Raw genomic sequence first — 14358 nt, forward strand, 5'->3', positions numbered from 1 at the left:
TCGGCCTCAGCGGCGCATGACCTTCCGCGCGAGCCGGGTGCCGAGAAGCTGCACGAGGTGGACGAACACCACGATGAGGATGATCGCCGCCCACATCACGAGCGGCTCGAACTGCCGGAAACCGTAGATCTGCGCGAAGGCCCCGAGCCCGCCGCCGCCGATGAGCCCGGCCATCGCGGTCATGTCGATGAGCGCGACGACGATGAAGGTGTAACCGAGGATGAGGGGGCCGAGCGACTCGGGGATCGCGACGGTGAAGAGGATCCGCCACGGCCCGGCGCCCATCGCCCGCGCCGCCTCGATCACGCCCGGCGACACGGAGACGAGATGCTGCTCGACGATGCGGCCGATCGCGAACGCCGCCGCGAGACCGATGATGAAGGCTCCGGCGGTGGTGCCGATGCCGCTGCCGACGACCAGGCGCGCGAACGGCTGCGCCACCGCCATGAAGATGACGAACGGGATCGGTCGGAAGAAGTTCACCACGAAGTTGATGAGCCCGGAGACGACGCGGTTCGGCATCAGTCCGCCGGGGCGCGTCACGTACAGCAGGACGCCCACCGCCAGCCCGAGGATCCCTCCGAGCACGAGCGCGAACGACGTCATGTACAGGGTCTCGAGCGCGGCCTGCCAGAACTCCGGCCACAGTTCGTTCAGACGATCCATCAGCGACCCTCCTCTCCGGCGATGACGGTGACTTCGACACGCTCCGCGATACGCGCCAGGGCCCTGTCGATCGCCGCGCGGTCACCCCGGATGGCGAGCGTGAGGTGGCCGAACGCACGACCCCGGATGTCGTTGATCCCGCCGTAGACGAGCTCGAAGTCGAGACCCGCCGAGGCGAGGTCGAGGAACACCTGGGCCTGCGACGAGTCGCCGTCGCGGAACGACAGGGTCACCAGGCGTCCGGTATGCCGGTCCCGCAGCACCGCGAGTTCCGACGGCGAGGGCACCCCCTTCACCACCGTGCCGACGAACCGCTGAGACGCCGGATTCCGCGGGGCGGAGAAGACATCGAAGACGTCGCCCTGCTCGATGACCCGCCCGTTCTCCATGACGGCGACGCGGGTGGCGATGGTCTGGATCACATCCATCTCGTGGGTGATGACGACGATCGTGACGCCCTGCTCCTCGTTGACGCGCTTGAGCAGGTCGAGGACCTCGTGCGTGGTCTGCGGATCGAGCGCGCTCGTCGCTTCATCCGCGAGGAGGATGGCGGGCTTGGTGGCGAGCGCGCGGGCGATCCCGACGCGCTGCTTCTGTCCACCGGAGAGCTGCTCCGGGTATGCCTTCGCCTTGTCGGCGAGCCCCACGAACGACAGCAGCTCGGCGACGCGCGCCTCGATGTCCGGCTTCGACCAGCCGGCGAGCTTGAGCGGGTACGCGATGTTGGCCTTGACGCTGCGCGAGGAGAACAGGTTGAACTGCTGGAAGATCATCCCGATGCCGCCGCGCACGGCGCGCAGCTCGCTCTCCTTGAGCGCCGTGATGTCGACGCCGTCCACCGTGATGGTGCCGCGGGTGGCCGGCTCGAGCGCGTTGATGAGACGCACGAGCGTCGACTTCCCCGCACCGGAGTATCCGATGATGCCGAAGACATCGCCCTTGTCGATGGAGAGGGTGACGTCGTCGACGGCGACGATCTCACGATCGCCCTGGCTGCGGGAGGGATAGGTCTTGGAGACGTTCGTCAAAGTGACGATCGGCATGAGGTGCTCCGGTCTGGTTCTCGGGAAACGGAGAATCGGGCGGCGCACGAAGCGCCACCCGATTCTCCCTCATCGAACAGGGGGCAGATGACGCCCCGCGGCCGACTACTTCTCTGCGGCGTCCTTCTGGACCTTCTCCAGCGAGGCCACGAGGTCCTCCACCGGCGTGCGCAGCGCCACTGCGGTGTCGCCCGAGGACTCGAGCAGCCCCGCCTGCACATCCTCGTTCGTCTGGAAGATCTCGACGAGCTTCTGATACGTCTCGTTGTCCGCGTCCTCCGCACGCGCGGCGAAGATGTTGACGTACGGGAGGGCGTTCGGGTCCTCCGGGTCGTCCTGCGCGATCGCGTCGTCGAACGTCAGTCCGGCGTCCTCGACGAAGTCGTTGTTGATGATCGCGGCCGCGACGTCCGGGAGCGAGGTCGGGATGAGCGCACCTTCGAGGGCCGTCACCTTCACCTTCGACTTGTCGGCATCGATGTCGGCGAGGTCGGAGTACGGCGTGCCGCCGCTCTTGAGCTCGAGCAGGCCCGCCTGCTGCAGCACGTTGAGCGCGCGTGCCTGGTTCGAGGCGTCGTCGGGAACCGCGACCGTGTCGCCCTTCTTGATGTCGTCGACGTCGTCGTACTTCGTCGAGTACAGGCCGAGCGGGTAGATGGCGGTCGAGCCGATGGGCGTGAGGTCGGAACCCGAGGCGTTGTTGTACTCCGCGAGGTACACGATGTGCTGGAACTGGTTGAGGTCGATCTCGCCCTCGGTCAGCGCCGGGTTCGGCTGCTCGTAGGACCCGAAGTCGACGAGCTCGACCGTGATGCCCTCGTCGGCGGCGGCCTCGACGAAGGGCGCCCACTGCGCGTCGCCCTTCCCGACGACACCGATCTTGACGGTCTCGTTCTCGGAGCCGCCGTCGCCGGAACCCGCGTCGGACGAGGTGGCGCACCCGGCGAGGGCGACGAACAGCGGGACCACGGCGAGCGCGGCGAGGGCGGAGGTGGTGCGGCGGGACATGATGAGGGTTCCTTCCTGGCGGGACTCGACAACGTTAGGCAGGAGGGCGCGCTGTCGCGGAATCGGGATGTCACACGGCGTCACAGCCGTGCGGGATCGGGTCAGTCGAACTCTTCGATGCCCTGCAGACGCACCTGCTCCAGGTCGAGACGGGCGGAGATCCGGCGGACCACCATGTCGTCCACGGTGCCGGCGCCGCGGAGCCCGAGCAGCACCTCGCGCTTGCGGTCGAGCAGCGCGAGCTTGAGCCGGGTGTGCTCCTCGTGCCGCACGAGCGGCGAGCGCTGGGCGAGGTCGACGTCGGCGGAGGTCGCGATCATCTGCAGCGTCGTGCCGTCCGTCGCCTCGGGGTCGGGGGCGGTCCCTGCCGACACCGCCACGTCACCCGCGTCATCGTCCTCGCGGCTGCGCGCCTCTCCCCCGGTGCCGTAGGGATCGGGGTCGCCGAGCATCTCGTCCAGGGCGTCGGCCTCGGCGTCGATGAGCGCCTGCTCCCTCGCGAGCGTCCGGGCGTTCGCGAACTCCAGCGCCTGGTACCCCTCGGCGCGCACCCGATCGCGCACCTCCTGGCCGATGCCGTGCTCCGCGGCGAGGTCGTCGAGCGCGGCCAGGGCCGCACCCGAGATCGCCCGCTCGGCGAGCTCGTACTCCTCGTCCTCGGCATGGTCGACCGGGAATCGCGCCCAGCGCACGAGCGCCGGAAGGAGAGGCGCCTGCACGAGGAGGCTGAGCAGGATCACCCCGGCGGTCACGAAGACGATCTCGTCACGCCCGCCCACCATGCTCCCTGCGGAGACACCGGTCGGCACCGACAGCGCGATCGCCAGCGACACCGCGCCGCGCATGCCGGCGACCGTGGACACGAGTCGGGCGCGGGAGCGGGCGCGCGCGGCGGGCGTTCGGCCGGGCGGCGCTGGAACAGCACGTTGAGGAGCTGGAACACGTACCGCACGGCGAAGAGCGTCGCCCACACGGCGAGCGTCACGAGCACCAGGCGGCCGATGGCGGCGGCGGAGATCTCGTGCGCGACGAACTGCACCTCGAGGCCGATGAGCACGAACAGCGCCCCGTTCAGCAGGAAGACGCCGAACGGCCAGGCCGCGTCGGCCTGTCGGCGCGAGGCCGCCGTCGTCACGCGCGGCGACACCCAGGCGACGATGAGTCCGGCCACGACCACGGCGAGCACCCCGGACGCGTGGACGAGTTCGGCGAGCAGGAACGCGGAGAACGGCACGAGCAGCAGCGTGACGTTGATGACGATGGTGGAGGAGATGCGGCGCAGCAGCAGCGTGGCCAGGGCCGCGACGACGATCCCCGCCGCGATCCCGCCCACGTACGACACCAGCACGTCCCAGGTGACCGAGAGCGGCGTGACCTGGCCGCCCAGCGCGAGGGACACCGCGATGGCGTAGAGCACGAGCGCGGTGCCGTCGTTGGTCAGGCTCTCGGCCTTGAGCTTCATGAACATCCGACGAGGCAGCAGCCGGCCGAGGGCGGCGACGGCCGTGGCGTCGGGCGGCGCGACCGCGGCCCCGAGGATGAGGGCGATCTCCCAGGGCATCCCGAACAGCACGCCGATGCCGGCCACCGCGAACGCGGAGGCGACGACGAGGAGCGTGCTCATCGGCACGATGTAGCGGAAGTCGCGGCGGATCGACCGCAGCGATGTCGTGAGGCTCTCCCAGAACAGCATCACCGGCAGGAACAGCAGCAGGACGGTCTCCGGCGGCAGCTGGACCTCGCGCAGCGGCGGGACGAATCCCAGCAGCAGTCCGAGGATGACGAGGACGAGCGGCAGCGCGAGACGCACGCGCGGGGCGATCAGGGTTCCGACGAGGATCGTGAGTCCGAGCAGGACGGTTACTTCGAGGCCTTCCATCGCTACTCCCAACAGTCGTGGGAGAAGGATATTCCTCCGTCAGCCGATCTGCTCCGTGAGTTCGAACCAGCGCAGCTCCAGCTCCTCGATCTCGGCCTCCTGCGCCGTGATCGCCTTCATCCGCTCGCCGAGGCCCGCATAGTCGGACTGGTCGTGGTCGGCGAGGGCGTGCTTGGCCGCGTCGACCTGCTGCGTGAGCTTCTGGATGCGACGCTCGAGGGCGGCGGCTTCCTTCTGCGCCGCCCGGAGAGCCGCGCCGTCGAGACCGCTCGCTGCGGGGGCAGAGGCCGCCGTCGAGGTCGCCGGGGCGCTCTCGACGCGCTGCCGCAGCCGCAGGTACTCGTCGACGCCGCCCGGGAGATGCCGCAGGCGCCCCGCGCCGTCCGGACCGGGAAGGATCGCGTACTGCTGATCCGTCACCCGCTCCAGGAAGTACCGGTCGTGGCTCACGACGAGGAGGGTGCCCGACCAGGAGTCGAGGAGGTCCTCGATCGCGGCGAGCATGTCGGTGTCCATGTCGTTCGTGGGCTCGTCGAGGATGAGCACGTTCGGCTGGTCGAGCAGCACGAGCAGCAGCTGCAACCGGCGCTGCTGGCCGCCGGAGAGATCCTTCACCGGCGTCGAGAGCTGAGCCGAGGAGAACCCGAGCCGCTCCAGGAGCTGTCCTGGTGTGAGGTCCTGCGCCTTCGACCCGGCGCCGAGCGTGTACGACGTGCGCAGACCCGAGATGACCACGCGCACGGGGTCGTTCCAGTGCGGGAGGAGTTCGTCGAGGCGCTGCGTGAGCGTGCGCACCTGCACGGTCTTCCCGCGCTTGATCCGCCCCTCTGTGGGCTCGACCGTGCCGGAGATGAGCCCCAGGAGTGTGGACTTCCCGGCGCCGTTCACCCCGAGGATGCCCGTGCGCTCGCCCGGCGCGATCCGCCACTCCACGTCCTTCAGCACGGTCTTCCCGCCGGTTCCGGATCCCGCCTGGGTCCCTGAGCCTGTCGAAGGGTACGTCACCCCCACATCGAGCAGGTCGACGACGTCCTTGCCCAGCCGCGAGACGGCGAGCGACTGCAGCGAGACCTTGTCGCGGATCTCGGGCACGTCGGCGATGAGCTCGTTGGCCGCATCGATGCGGAACTTGGGCTTGCTGGTGCGGGCCGGGGCACCGCGGCGCAGCCAGGCGAGCTCCTTGCGGGCGAGGTTCTGCCGCTTCGCCTCGGTCGCCGCCGCCATGCGGTCGCGCTCGACCCGCTGCAGGATGTACGCCGCATAGCCGCCCTCGAAGGGCTCCACGATGCGGTCGTGCACCTCCCACGTCTCGGTGCAGATCTCGTCGAGGAACCACCGGTCGTGGGTCACGACGAGGAGGGCTCCGGCGTTCGCGGGCCAGCGCTTCTTGAGGTGCCCGGCGAGCCAGGTGATCGCCTCGACGTCGAGGTGGTTCGTCGGCTCGTCGAGAGCGATGACGTCCCAGTCTCCGGTGAGCAGCTTCGCGAGCGACACGCGGCGGCGCTGACCGCCGGAGAGGGAGCCGATCTGCGCGTCCCAGGGAAGATCGGTCAGCAGCCCCTCGATCACGTCGCGGACGCGGGCGTCTCCGGCCCATTCGTGCTCTGCCATGTCGCCGACCACGGCGGCGCCGATCGTGATGTCGTCGGGGAGGGTGTCGGCCTGGTCCAGCACGCCGATGCGGGTGCCGCCGCGGACGGTCACCCGGCCGGAGTCCGGCTCCTTCGTGCCGGCGAGCATGCCGAGGAGGCTCGACTTGCCGTCGCCGTTCCGGCCGACGATGCCGATGCGGTCGCCCTCCTCGATGCCGAGGGTCACGGCGTCGAAGACGACGCGGGTCGGGTATTCGAGGTGCAGGGCTTCGGCCCCGAGAAGATGTGCCATGTCCTCTCCAGGGTAGTCGCGCCGCGTCGGACGGTCTCCCGGTCAGACCAGCGACGGGGCGAAGAGCTCCGGCAGCGCGGCCGTGAAGACCTCGAAGTGGCTGTACCAGACGGTGTGGGCGGCCCCGGGGATGCTGCGCACCGTCACCCCGCCGTGCTCGAACCGCCGCGCGTCCTCGTCGGTGACCCAGGCACTGGGTTCCGCGCGGACGACGATGGAGCCGGGGGCGGCGGTCCAATGACCGTCCTCCCCGCAGGAGACGGAGGCCGCGGTCGGCGGATCGAAGCGCTCGGCCGCCCGCGCCTCGACCGTGGCATCGTCGACGGAGTAGAAGGGCCGGAGCTTGCGGAGTTCTGCGGGCGACATGCGCGCGCGGCGATCATGCTCGTACTGCGAGATGAGAGAGGCGCGGTCCTGGCCGCCCTGGAGGGCGAGCGGCGCGTCGACATAGACCGCGAGACTCGGATCGAGGCGGGGCGCGGCGGCGGCGAGCACGGTGGCGCCGAAGGAGTGCCCGACGGCGACGGCGAGCGGGAAGGCCGCCCCGTCCCCCGCTGCGGAACCTGCCCCCGGAGGGAGCGCCGTCTGCGCGAGCGTGGCGACGACGGCGTCGGCCGCCGTCTCGATCGTGAGCTCCGGGTCACGCGGAGAGAGGCCGTGGCCGGGCAGATCGAGCGCGAGCACGCGGAAGCCGCGTTCCACGAGCAGCGGGACCACGCGGTGCCAGCTCTCGGCGGACCCCATCATGCCGTGCAGCAGCACGGCGACGCGGTCGCCCTCCCCGGCTTCGATGACGTTCAGGAGCACGGAGCCAGTCAACCACGGTCGTTATCCTTTCGTGATACGACTTTCGGCCAGAATCCTTCGAATCTTCGTTCGAATGTCGGTGGTCGGTGATGGACTGCCGTCATGCCCGCACTGCTCGACGCGACCGACTCCCAGATGGCGATGCTCGCCGATCTGGTGGAGGGGCTGGAAGCGGCGGAGAAGACGCTGAGCAGCATGCAGGCGGCCCGCGACGGACTGCTCGCGATGGCGGGGCGACTGGCGGTCGACATCGCCCGGCAGGCTCGGCATCCGGACGGCGGCGACATGGCGATCCGCACGGTCGCCGCGGAGATCGGGGCCGCACAGCGCGTCAGCGACCGCACGATCGAGCGGCGGATGTCCGATGCGTCCTGGTTGGTCGAACGGTTCCCCGCCGTCTGGGAGGCTCAGGGCGCCGGGCGGATCAGCGCCGCGCATGCACGCGTGATCGTGGAGGCGGGGGCTCACCTCCATGACCCGGACGACCGTTCGCGTTTCGCGGCGGAGGCGATCGAGGTGGCCGCTGCGGAATCTCCGAACCGGATACGCCGACTCGTGCGCCGACTGGCCGACCGGTTCCGGGAGCGGACCCTCGTCGAGCGACATCGTGACGCCAGGGAGCTGCGCCGCGTCTGGGTGACCGATCTTGAGGACGGCATGGCCGAGCTCGGCGCGCGTGGCCCCGCGGCGCTCGTGCACGGGATGTACGACCGGCTCTCCCAGATGGCGCATGCCGTGCGGGAGGAGAACGCGCAGGCACGGCGTCGGGAGGCGGAGGAGAGCATCCTCGACGACAGGACCGTGGATCAGCTGCGCGCGGATCTGCTCGCCGACCTCGTCCTGACCGGCGCTCCGGCGGGCCATGACTCGGAAGAGGGGCTGCTCTCGGAGCTTCGGGCGCGCGTCGAGGTCACCGTGCCGGTGCTGACGCTGATGCACGGGGAGCAGGAACGGACGACAGAGGGCACTCGGATCCTCGCCGCCGAGCTGGACGGGATCTTCCCGATCGATCCGGCCACGGCCCGCCGTCTGGCCGGCGCGGCGAGCGGCTGGGACCGGGTGCTCACCCACCCGATCAGCGGGGCGCTGCTGGCCGTCGACCGGTATCGCCCGAGCGAAGACCTCCGCCGACACCTGCGGGCCCGCGATCAACGCTGCCGCTTCCCGGGCTGCGGCCTCGCACCGCGGAAGTGTGACCTCGATCACAATCACGATGCGGCGCTCGGCGGAGAGACCGCGCACGACAACCTGGCGACCTTCTGCCGACGACATCACATGCTCAAACACCACTCCCCGTGGCACGTCGAGCAGGGGCCGGGCGGCGTTCTGGAGTGGACGAGCCCCACCGGCCGGACCTACATCGACCGACCGCCGCCTCCGCACACCGTCACCTTCGCCGAGGAACCTCCGTGGTCTCCCGCCGTCAACCCTAGAGTGGAGGGCATGTCGAGCCCCGAATCAGACAGGTCGGGGGCTGCCGGTCACACCGTCAGCCCCGCGAACCGCTGATCCCTTCGTCCGCCCTGCCGGCGGGCGCGCGCCGGTGACCCGGGCGCTGACCGTGGTGACGAGAAGCATTCCTCTTCCCTCTCACCTCGGAGCACTCGATGCCTTTCCCCCTCTATGCCCTTGCCCTGGCGGTCTTCGTCATGGGTACCTCCGAATTCATGCTCGCGGGACTCCTCCCCGCGATCGCGCACGAGCTCGACGTCCCGGTCGGCACGGCGGGCCTCCTCACCTCCGCCTTCGCGGTCGGCATGGTCATCGGCGCACCCGCCATGGCCGCGTTCGCGCGCAGCTGGCCCCCACGCCGCACACTCGTCGCCTGCCTCGCGCTCTTCGCCGCGTGCCATGCCGTCGGCGCGGTGACGTCCCTGTTCGAGCTTCTGCTCGTCACGCGCGTACTCAGCGCCCTCGCGAACGCCGGCTTCCTCGCCGTCGCCCTGCGCACGGCGACCCTCCTCGTCCCCCGCGAGCGCACCGGACGAGCGCTCGCGGTGCTGCTCTCCGGGACGACCGTCGCCACCATCGTCGGCGTCCCTGTGGGCGCCATCCTCGGCACCGCGCTGAGCTGGCGGGCGACCTTCGCCGCTGTCGCGCTCCTCTGCCTCCCTGCGCTGCTCGGAATCCTCCGCGGCGTGCCGACGACGATCCCGGGCACGGAGCCCGACCCCGCCCCGGCACCACTCCCCCGGAAGGAACCGGCCCTCCGCACGGAGCTCGCGCTCCTGGGGACACCGCGCCTGGCCCTCGCGATGACCCTGGCGGCCCTGGTGAACGCGGGGACCTTCGCGGTCTTCACGTTCCTCGCGCCGATCGTCACCGAGATCGCGGGCCTGCCCGACGCTGCGGTCCCCCTCGCGCTGGTCCTGTTCGGCATCGGCTCGTTCCTCGGCGTGACCATCGCGGGTCGGTTCGCCGATCGACATGCCGCTGTGCTCCTCGCGGTCGGCGGCCCGCTGCTCCTCGGCGGCTGGATCGTCCTGGCGGCGGTCGCGACGCAGCCGCTACCCCTGCTGTTCCTCGTCTTCGTACAGGGCATGGCCTCGTTCGGCGTCGGAAGCACACTGATCACCCGGGTGCTGTATGCCGCCTCCGGCGCCCCGACCATGGGAGGTCCTACGCGACCGCGGCCTTGAACATCGGCGCCGTGATCGGACCGGCGTCGGGAGCGTGGACCCTCGCGAGCGGGGCGGGTCCGCTCTCCCCCGTCGCTCTCGCGGCCACGCTGACGATGGCGGCGCTCCTCCTCGCCCTGGCGACGCGGCGATGGCGGCCCGTCGGCTGAGGGCAGACGGTGACGCGCCGCAACGGCGACGAGCCGCCCGGACCCGAGGGTCCGGACGGCTCGTCGTGTCCGATGTTCTCGGGGAACCCGGATGTTCGCGCTGAGGCTTACTCGTACGACTTCACGATCTCGAGGAGGCTCGGGACGTTGGCGTAGGCCTCGGCCGCGTTCTCCTTGGTCACGATGACCGGCGGGAGCAGGTAGGCCGGGACGACCTTCTTGCCGTTGTCGTACTGGTCGGTGTCGTTGACGTCGACCTCGTCACCCTTCTGGAGCTGACCGACCATCTTGATGGCCTGCTCCACGAGCAGCGTGGTGTCCTTGTTGATCGTGGAGTACTGCACGCCCTCCATGATCGACTTCACCGACTCGACCTCGGAGTCCTGACCGGTGACCACCGGGACGGGCTTGCCGGCCTGCTGCGCCGAGGTGATGATGGCGCGGGCGAGGGTGTCGTTCGGGGACAGGACGCCGTCGAGGGTCTCCGAGCCGTAGCTCGACGTGAGGATCGAGTCCATCCGGCGCTGGGCGTTCTCCGGCTTCCAGCCCTCGGTCGCCGTCTGGGAGATCTCGGTCTGCCCGGAGACGACGTTCAGCGTGCCGTCGTCGATCTTCGGCTGCAGCACCTCCATCGCCCCGTTGAAGAACACCGCCGAGTTGGCGTCGTCCGGCGAGCCCGAGAACAGCTCGATGTTGTACGGCGCCTCGTGATCCGCGCGCTCGGCGAGCCCGTCGAGCAGCGCCTGGCCCTGGAGCTTGCCGACCTCGAAGTTGTCGAAGGCGACGTAGTAGTCCACCGCGTCGGTGTTCTCGATGAGACGGTCGTAGGCGATGACCGCGACACCGGCGTCGCGCGCGGCCTCCACCTGCGTGGTGAGCTGCTTGCCGTCCTTGGCGCCGATGATGATGACCTTGGCGCCACCGGTGACCATCGCCTGGATCTGGTTCTGCTGCTCGGCGACCGTGTTGCTGGCGGGCGCGTACTGCACGTCCGCCTTGAAGCCGGCCTTCTCGAGGCCGTCGGTGAACAGCTGACCGGCCAGGACCCAGTTCTCCGAGGTCTTGTCGGGCAGAGCGACACCGATCGTGGAGCCGGCGTCGAAGCCCGAGGAGGCCTCCTCGCCCGACCCCGAACCCGAGTCACCGCCGCGCTCCGAGGAGCAGCCGGTGAGGGCGAATGCGCCCGCGACGACAAGCGCTGTCGCCGACAGAAGGATCTTCTTCATGTGATCTCTTTCTCTGGTGTGTGCAGGTCCCGTCGCGCCTGCGTTGCGCGACGCGGCCCTTACTTTCCGCGCGTCTCCTCGACGGCGGGGGCTTCATACTTCTGACTGGTGGGGTAGTTCGTCTTCGTGGGATCGAACGTGTCGGTGGCCGGATCCTGCTTGCGGCCGAGACGGCGCGTGAGGAACCCGATGATCGACGGACGGCCCTGCTGCTTGTTCCACACATCGACGCCGACGGCGAAGAGGAGCACGAGGCCCTTGATCATCGAGACGACGTCGGCACCGGCGCCGAGCAGCGCGAGGCCGTTGTTCAGGAACGCCATCACGAGACCACCGATGATCGAGCCGATCACCGTGCCGATGCCACCGGAGACGGCCGCGCCGCCGATGAAGACGGAGGCGATCGCGTCGAGCTCCCACCCGTTGCCGTCCTGCGGGCCGGACGCGGTCGCCCTGGCGACGTAGATCATGCCGGCGAGCGAGGCGAGGACCGACATGTTCATCATCACGAAGAAGTCGACCCAGCGGTCCTTCACGCCCGAGAGGCGCGCCGCCTGGCGGTTGCCGCCGACCGCGTAGATGTGACGGCCGAAGACGGTGTTGTTCGTGATGAACGAGTAGAGGATGACGAGAGCGAGGAGGATGACGCCCGAGATCGGGAAGCTCGTGCCCTCGCGTCCGGTGGCGAACAGCCAGCCGGCGACGAGGATGACGGCCGAGATGAGGACGACCTTCGTCACGCTCACCCACAGCGGCGCCATGTCGGAGCCCATCTTGCGCTGGATGCGCCGGGTGCGGATCTCCCAGAAGACGATCCATGCGACGCCGGCGAGCGCCAGCAGCATGGTCGGGATGTTGAACGGAAGCGGCAGGGCGATCTCCGGCAGGTAGCCGGCGCCGATGATCTTGAAGCCCTCCGGCACGGGCACCGACTGCGAGTCGCCCACCGCCTGGTTCGCACCGCGGAAGAACAGCATGCCGGCCAGCGTCACGATGAACGCCGGCACCCCGACGTAGGCGACCCAGAATCCCTGCCAGGCGCCGACGAGCACGCCGACACCGAGACCGAGGAGGATGCCCAGCGGCCAGGGGAGGTTCCAGTCCTGCATGGCCTTCGCCACGACGATGCCCGTGAACGCGGCGACGGATCCGACCGAGAGGTCGATGTGCCCCATGATGATGACCATCACCATGCCGATCGCCAGGATCAGGATGTACGAGTACTGGTTGACGACGTTGATGAGGTTGCCGGAGGACAGCGTGAGGCCGGTGCCCTTGAAGATCCAGGTCAGCACCTGGAAGACGACGAGGATGACGACGAGGCTGCCGAGGATGCCGAACTGACGGAGGGTCGACTGCCCTCCCCCGAACATCTTCGTGATGTCCTTGAAGTGGAAGCCGCGCTTCGCGGTGGTCGAGTCGGTGGTCATGCGGATGCTTTCTGGGTCGCGGAGGTCATGCTGCGCATGAGGTCTTCGGGGGTCGCCTGGTCGGCCGGGATGCAGTCGGTGACCCGGCCTTCGAACACGGTGTAGATGCGGTCGGAGATGCCGAGCAGCTCGGGCAGCTCGCTGGAGATCACGATCACGCCCTTGCCCTGGGCGGCGAGCTCGTTGATGATCGCGTAGATCTCGTACTTGGCGCCGACGTCGATGCCGCGGGTGGGCTCGTCGAGGATCAGCAGGTCGGGGTCGGTGAACATCCACTTCGCCAGGACGACCTTCTGCTGGTTGCCTCCGGAGAGCTTGCCGACGCCCTCCTCCACCGACGGGGTCTTGATGCGCAGGGTCTTGCGGTAGCGCTCCGCCACCGAGAACTCCTCGCGGGAGTCGACGACGCCGTTGTGCGCGATCTTGGAGAGCTTCGCCGCGACGATGGACCGCTTGATGGTGTCGAGCAGGTTGAGCCCGAGCACCTTGCGGTCCTCGCTCACGTACGCGAGGCCGTGCTTGATCGCGGCGGCGACGTCGGGGAGCTCGATCTCCTGGCCGTCCTTGACGAGCGTGCCGGAGAGGAACGTGCCGTAGGAGCGGCCGAAGATGCTCATCGCCAGCTCGGTGCGGCCGGCGCCCATGAGGCCGGCGATGCCCACCACCTCGCCGCGGCGGACGTTGATGCTCGAGCCCTTCACGACCATGCGCTCCGGGACGGTCGGGTGCTGCACCCACCAGTCCTTGACCTCGAAGAACACCTCGCCGATCTCCGGCGTGCGGTCCGGGTAGCGGCTCTCCAGCGACCGGCCGACCATGCCGCGGATGATGCGGTCCTCGTTGATCTCGCCGCGGGAGATGTCCAGCGTCTCCACCGTGCGGCCGTCGCGGATGATCGTGATCTCGTCGGCGATCTGCTCGATCTCGTTGAGCTTGTGGCTGATCATGATCGACGCGATGCCCTTGGCCTTGAGCCCGAGGATCAGGTCGAGGAGGTGCTGCGAGTCGTTCTCGTTGAGCGCGGCGGTGGGCTCGTCGAGGATGAGCAGCTTGACGTCCTTGTTCAGCGCCTTGGCGATCTCGATGAGCTGCTGCTTGCCGACGCCGAGGGTCTTGATCGGCACGTCCGGGTCCTCGTCCAGGCCGACGCGGGCGAGGAGCTCGATGGTGCGCTCCTTCTGCGCCTGCCAGTCGATGCGGCCGAAGCGACGGATCTCGTTGCCGAGGAAGATGTTCTCGGTGACCGAGAGCTCCGGGATGAGCGCGAGCTCCTGGTGGATGATGACGATGCCGGCCTGCTCGCTGGCCGCGATGTCCTTGAAGCGCTGCTCCTGGCCGTACAGGAGGATCTCGCCGTCGTACGTGCCGTACGGGTACACCCCCGAGAGGACCTTCATCAGCGTCGACTTCCCGGCGCCGTTCTCGCCGCAGATCGCGTGGATCTCGCCGGCGCGGACGGTGATCGAGACGTCGGCGAGCGCCTTGACTCCCGGGAACTCCTTGGTGATGCGGCGCATCTCCAGGATCGGGCCTGACACGGTCGGCAACGTTGCTGTGGTGCTCACGGATCTTCCTCGCGACGTGCGGTCACCTTCGATGTGACCGTTCACATCGGTATATCGTCGTC

The 14358-nt window shown here is 69.2% G+C and carries 9 protein-coding genes and 2 pseudogenes; 2 read left to right on the plus strand and 9 right to left on the minus strand.

The window, feature by feature from the left end; translation table 11 throughout:
• Nucleotides 1-6: 6 nt before the first annotated feature.
• From AC2W7E_RS09620 to AC2W7E_RS09645, 6 genes and pseudogenes are all read right to left on the minus strand, one after another.
• On the minus strand, nucleotides 7-666 hold the full coding sequence (locus tag AC2W7E_RS09620; RefSeq protein ID WP_025105629.1) for a methionine ABC transporter permease: 660 nt from the start codon (nucleotides 664-666) through the stop codon (nucleotides 7-9).
• Nucleotides 666-1709: a methionine ABC transporter ATP-binding protein gene (locus tag AC2W7E_RS09625; protein ID WP_025105628.1), complete on the minus strand. Its 1044-nt coding sequence runs from the start codon at nucleotides 1707-1709 to the stop codon at nucleotides 666-668. The genes AC2W7E_RS09620 and AC2W7E_RS09625 overlap by 1 nt, the downstream gene beginning before the upstream one ends.
• A gap of 105 nt (nucleotides 1710-1814) precedes the next feature.
• Complete coding sequence (locus tag AC2W7E_RS09630; RefSeq protein WP_025105627.1) at nucleotides 1815-2717, minus strand: MetQ/NlpA family ABC transporter substrate-binding protein; 903 nt, start codon at nucleotides 2715-2717, stop codon at nucleotides 1815-1817.
• Nucleotides 2718-2818: 101 nt separating this feature from the next.
• A pseudogene (locus AC2W7E_RS09635) lies at nucleotides 2819-4596 on the minus strand (Na+/H+ antiporter).
• 39 nt (nucleotides 4597-4635) lie between these two features.
• Nucleotides 4636-6480, minus strand: coding sequence for an ABC-F family ATP-binding cassette domain-containing protein (locus tag AC2W7E_RS09640; protein WP_374459420.1), 1845 nt, complete (start codon nucleotides 6478-6480; stop codon nucleotides 4636-4638).
• Between the two features lie 42 nt (nucleotides 6481-6522).
• Nucleotides 6523-7287 (minus strand): alpha/beta fold hydrolase, encoded by a 765-nt coding sequence (locus AC2W7E_RS09645; protein WP_374459421.1) that lies wholly within the window; start codon nucleotides 7285-7287, stop codon nucleotides 6523-6525.
• Between the two features lie 102 nt (nucleotides 7288-7389).
• Between AC2W7E_RS09645 and AC2W7E_RS09650 the strand changes: the two genes are divergently transcribed.
• Together AC2W7E_RS09650 and AC2W7E_RS09655 are read left to right on the plus strand one after the other, a co-directional pair.
• A complete protein-coding gene (locus tag AC2W7E_RS09650) occupies nucleotides 7390-8796 on the plus strand; it encodes an HNH endonuclease signature motif containing protein (RefSeq protein WP_485988999.1) in 1407 nt (468 codons plus the stop codon).
• 98 nt (nucleotides 8797-8894) lie between these two features.
• Nucleotides 8895-10075 (plus strand): annotated as a pseudogene (locus tag AC2W7E_RS09655) (Cmx/CmrA family chloramphenicol efflux MFS transporter).
• A gap of 107 nt (nucleotides 10076-10182) precedes the next feature.
• Here AC2W7E_RS09655 and AC2W7E_RS09660 read toward each other — a convergent pair.
• From AC2W7E_RS09660 to mmsA, 3 genes are read right to left on the minus strand one after another with little or no spacing between them, the layout of a single operon-like run.
• Nucleotides 10183-11301 (minus strand): substrate-binding domain-containing protein, encoded by a 1119-nt coding sequence (locus tag AC2W7E_RS09660; RefSeq protein ID WP_025105621.1) that lies wholly within the window; start codon nucleotides 11299-11301, stop codon nucleotides 10183-10185.
• Nucleotides 11302-11360: 59 nt separating this feature from the next.
• On the minus strand, nucleotides 11361-12731 hold the full coding sequence (gene mmsB / locus AC2W7E_RS09665; protein WP_025105620.1) for a multiple monosaccharide ABC transporter permease: 1371 nt from the start codon (nucleotides 12729-12731) through the stop codon (nucleotides 11361-11363).
• Nucleotides 12728-14341 (minus strand): multiple monosaccharide ABC transporter ATP-binding protein, encoded by a 1614-nt coding sequence (gene mmsA / locus AC2W7E_RS09670; protein ID WP_441338628.1) that lies wholly within the window; start codon nucleotides 14339-14341, stop codon nucleotides 12728-12730. Before mmsA ends, mmsB begins: the two co-directional genes overlap by 4 nt.
• Nucleotides 14342-14358: the final 17 nt, after the last annotated feature.

The sequence above is a fragment of the Microbacterium sp. CFSPD4_SD4 genome (assembly GCF_057364585.1).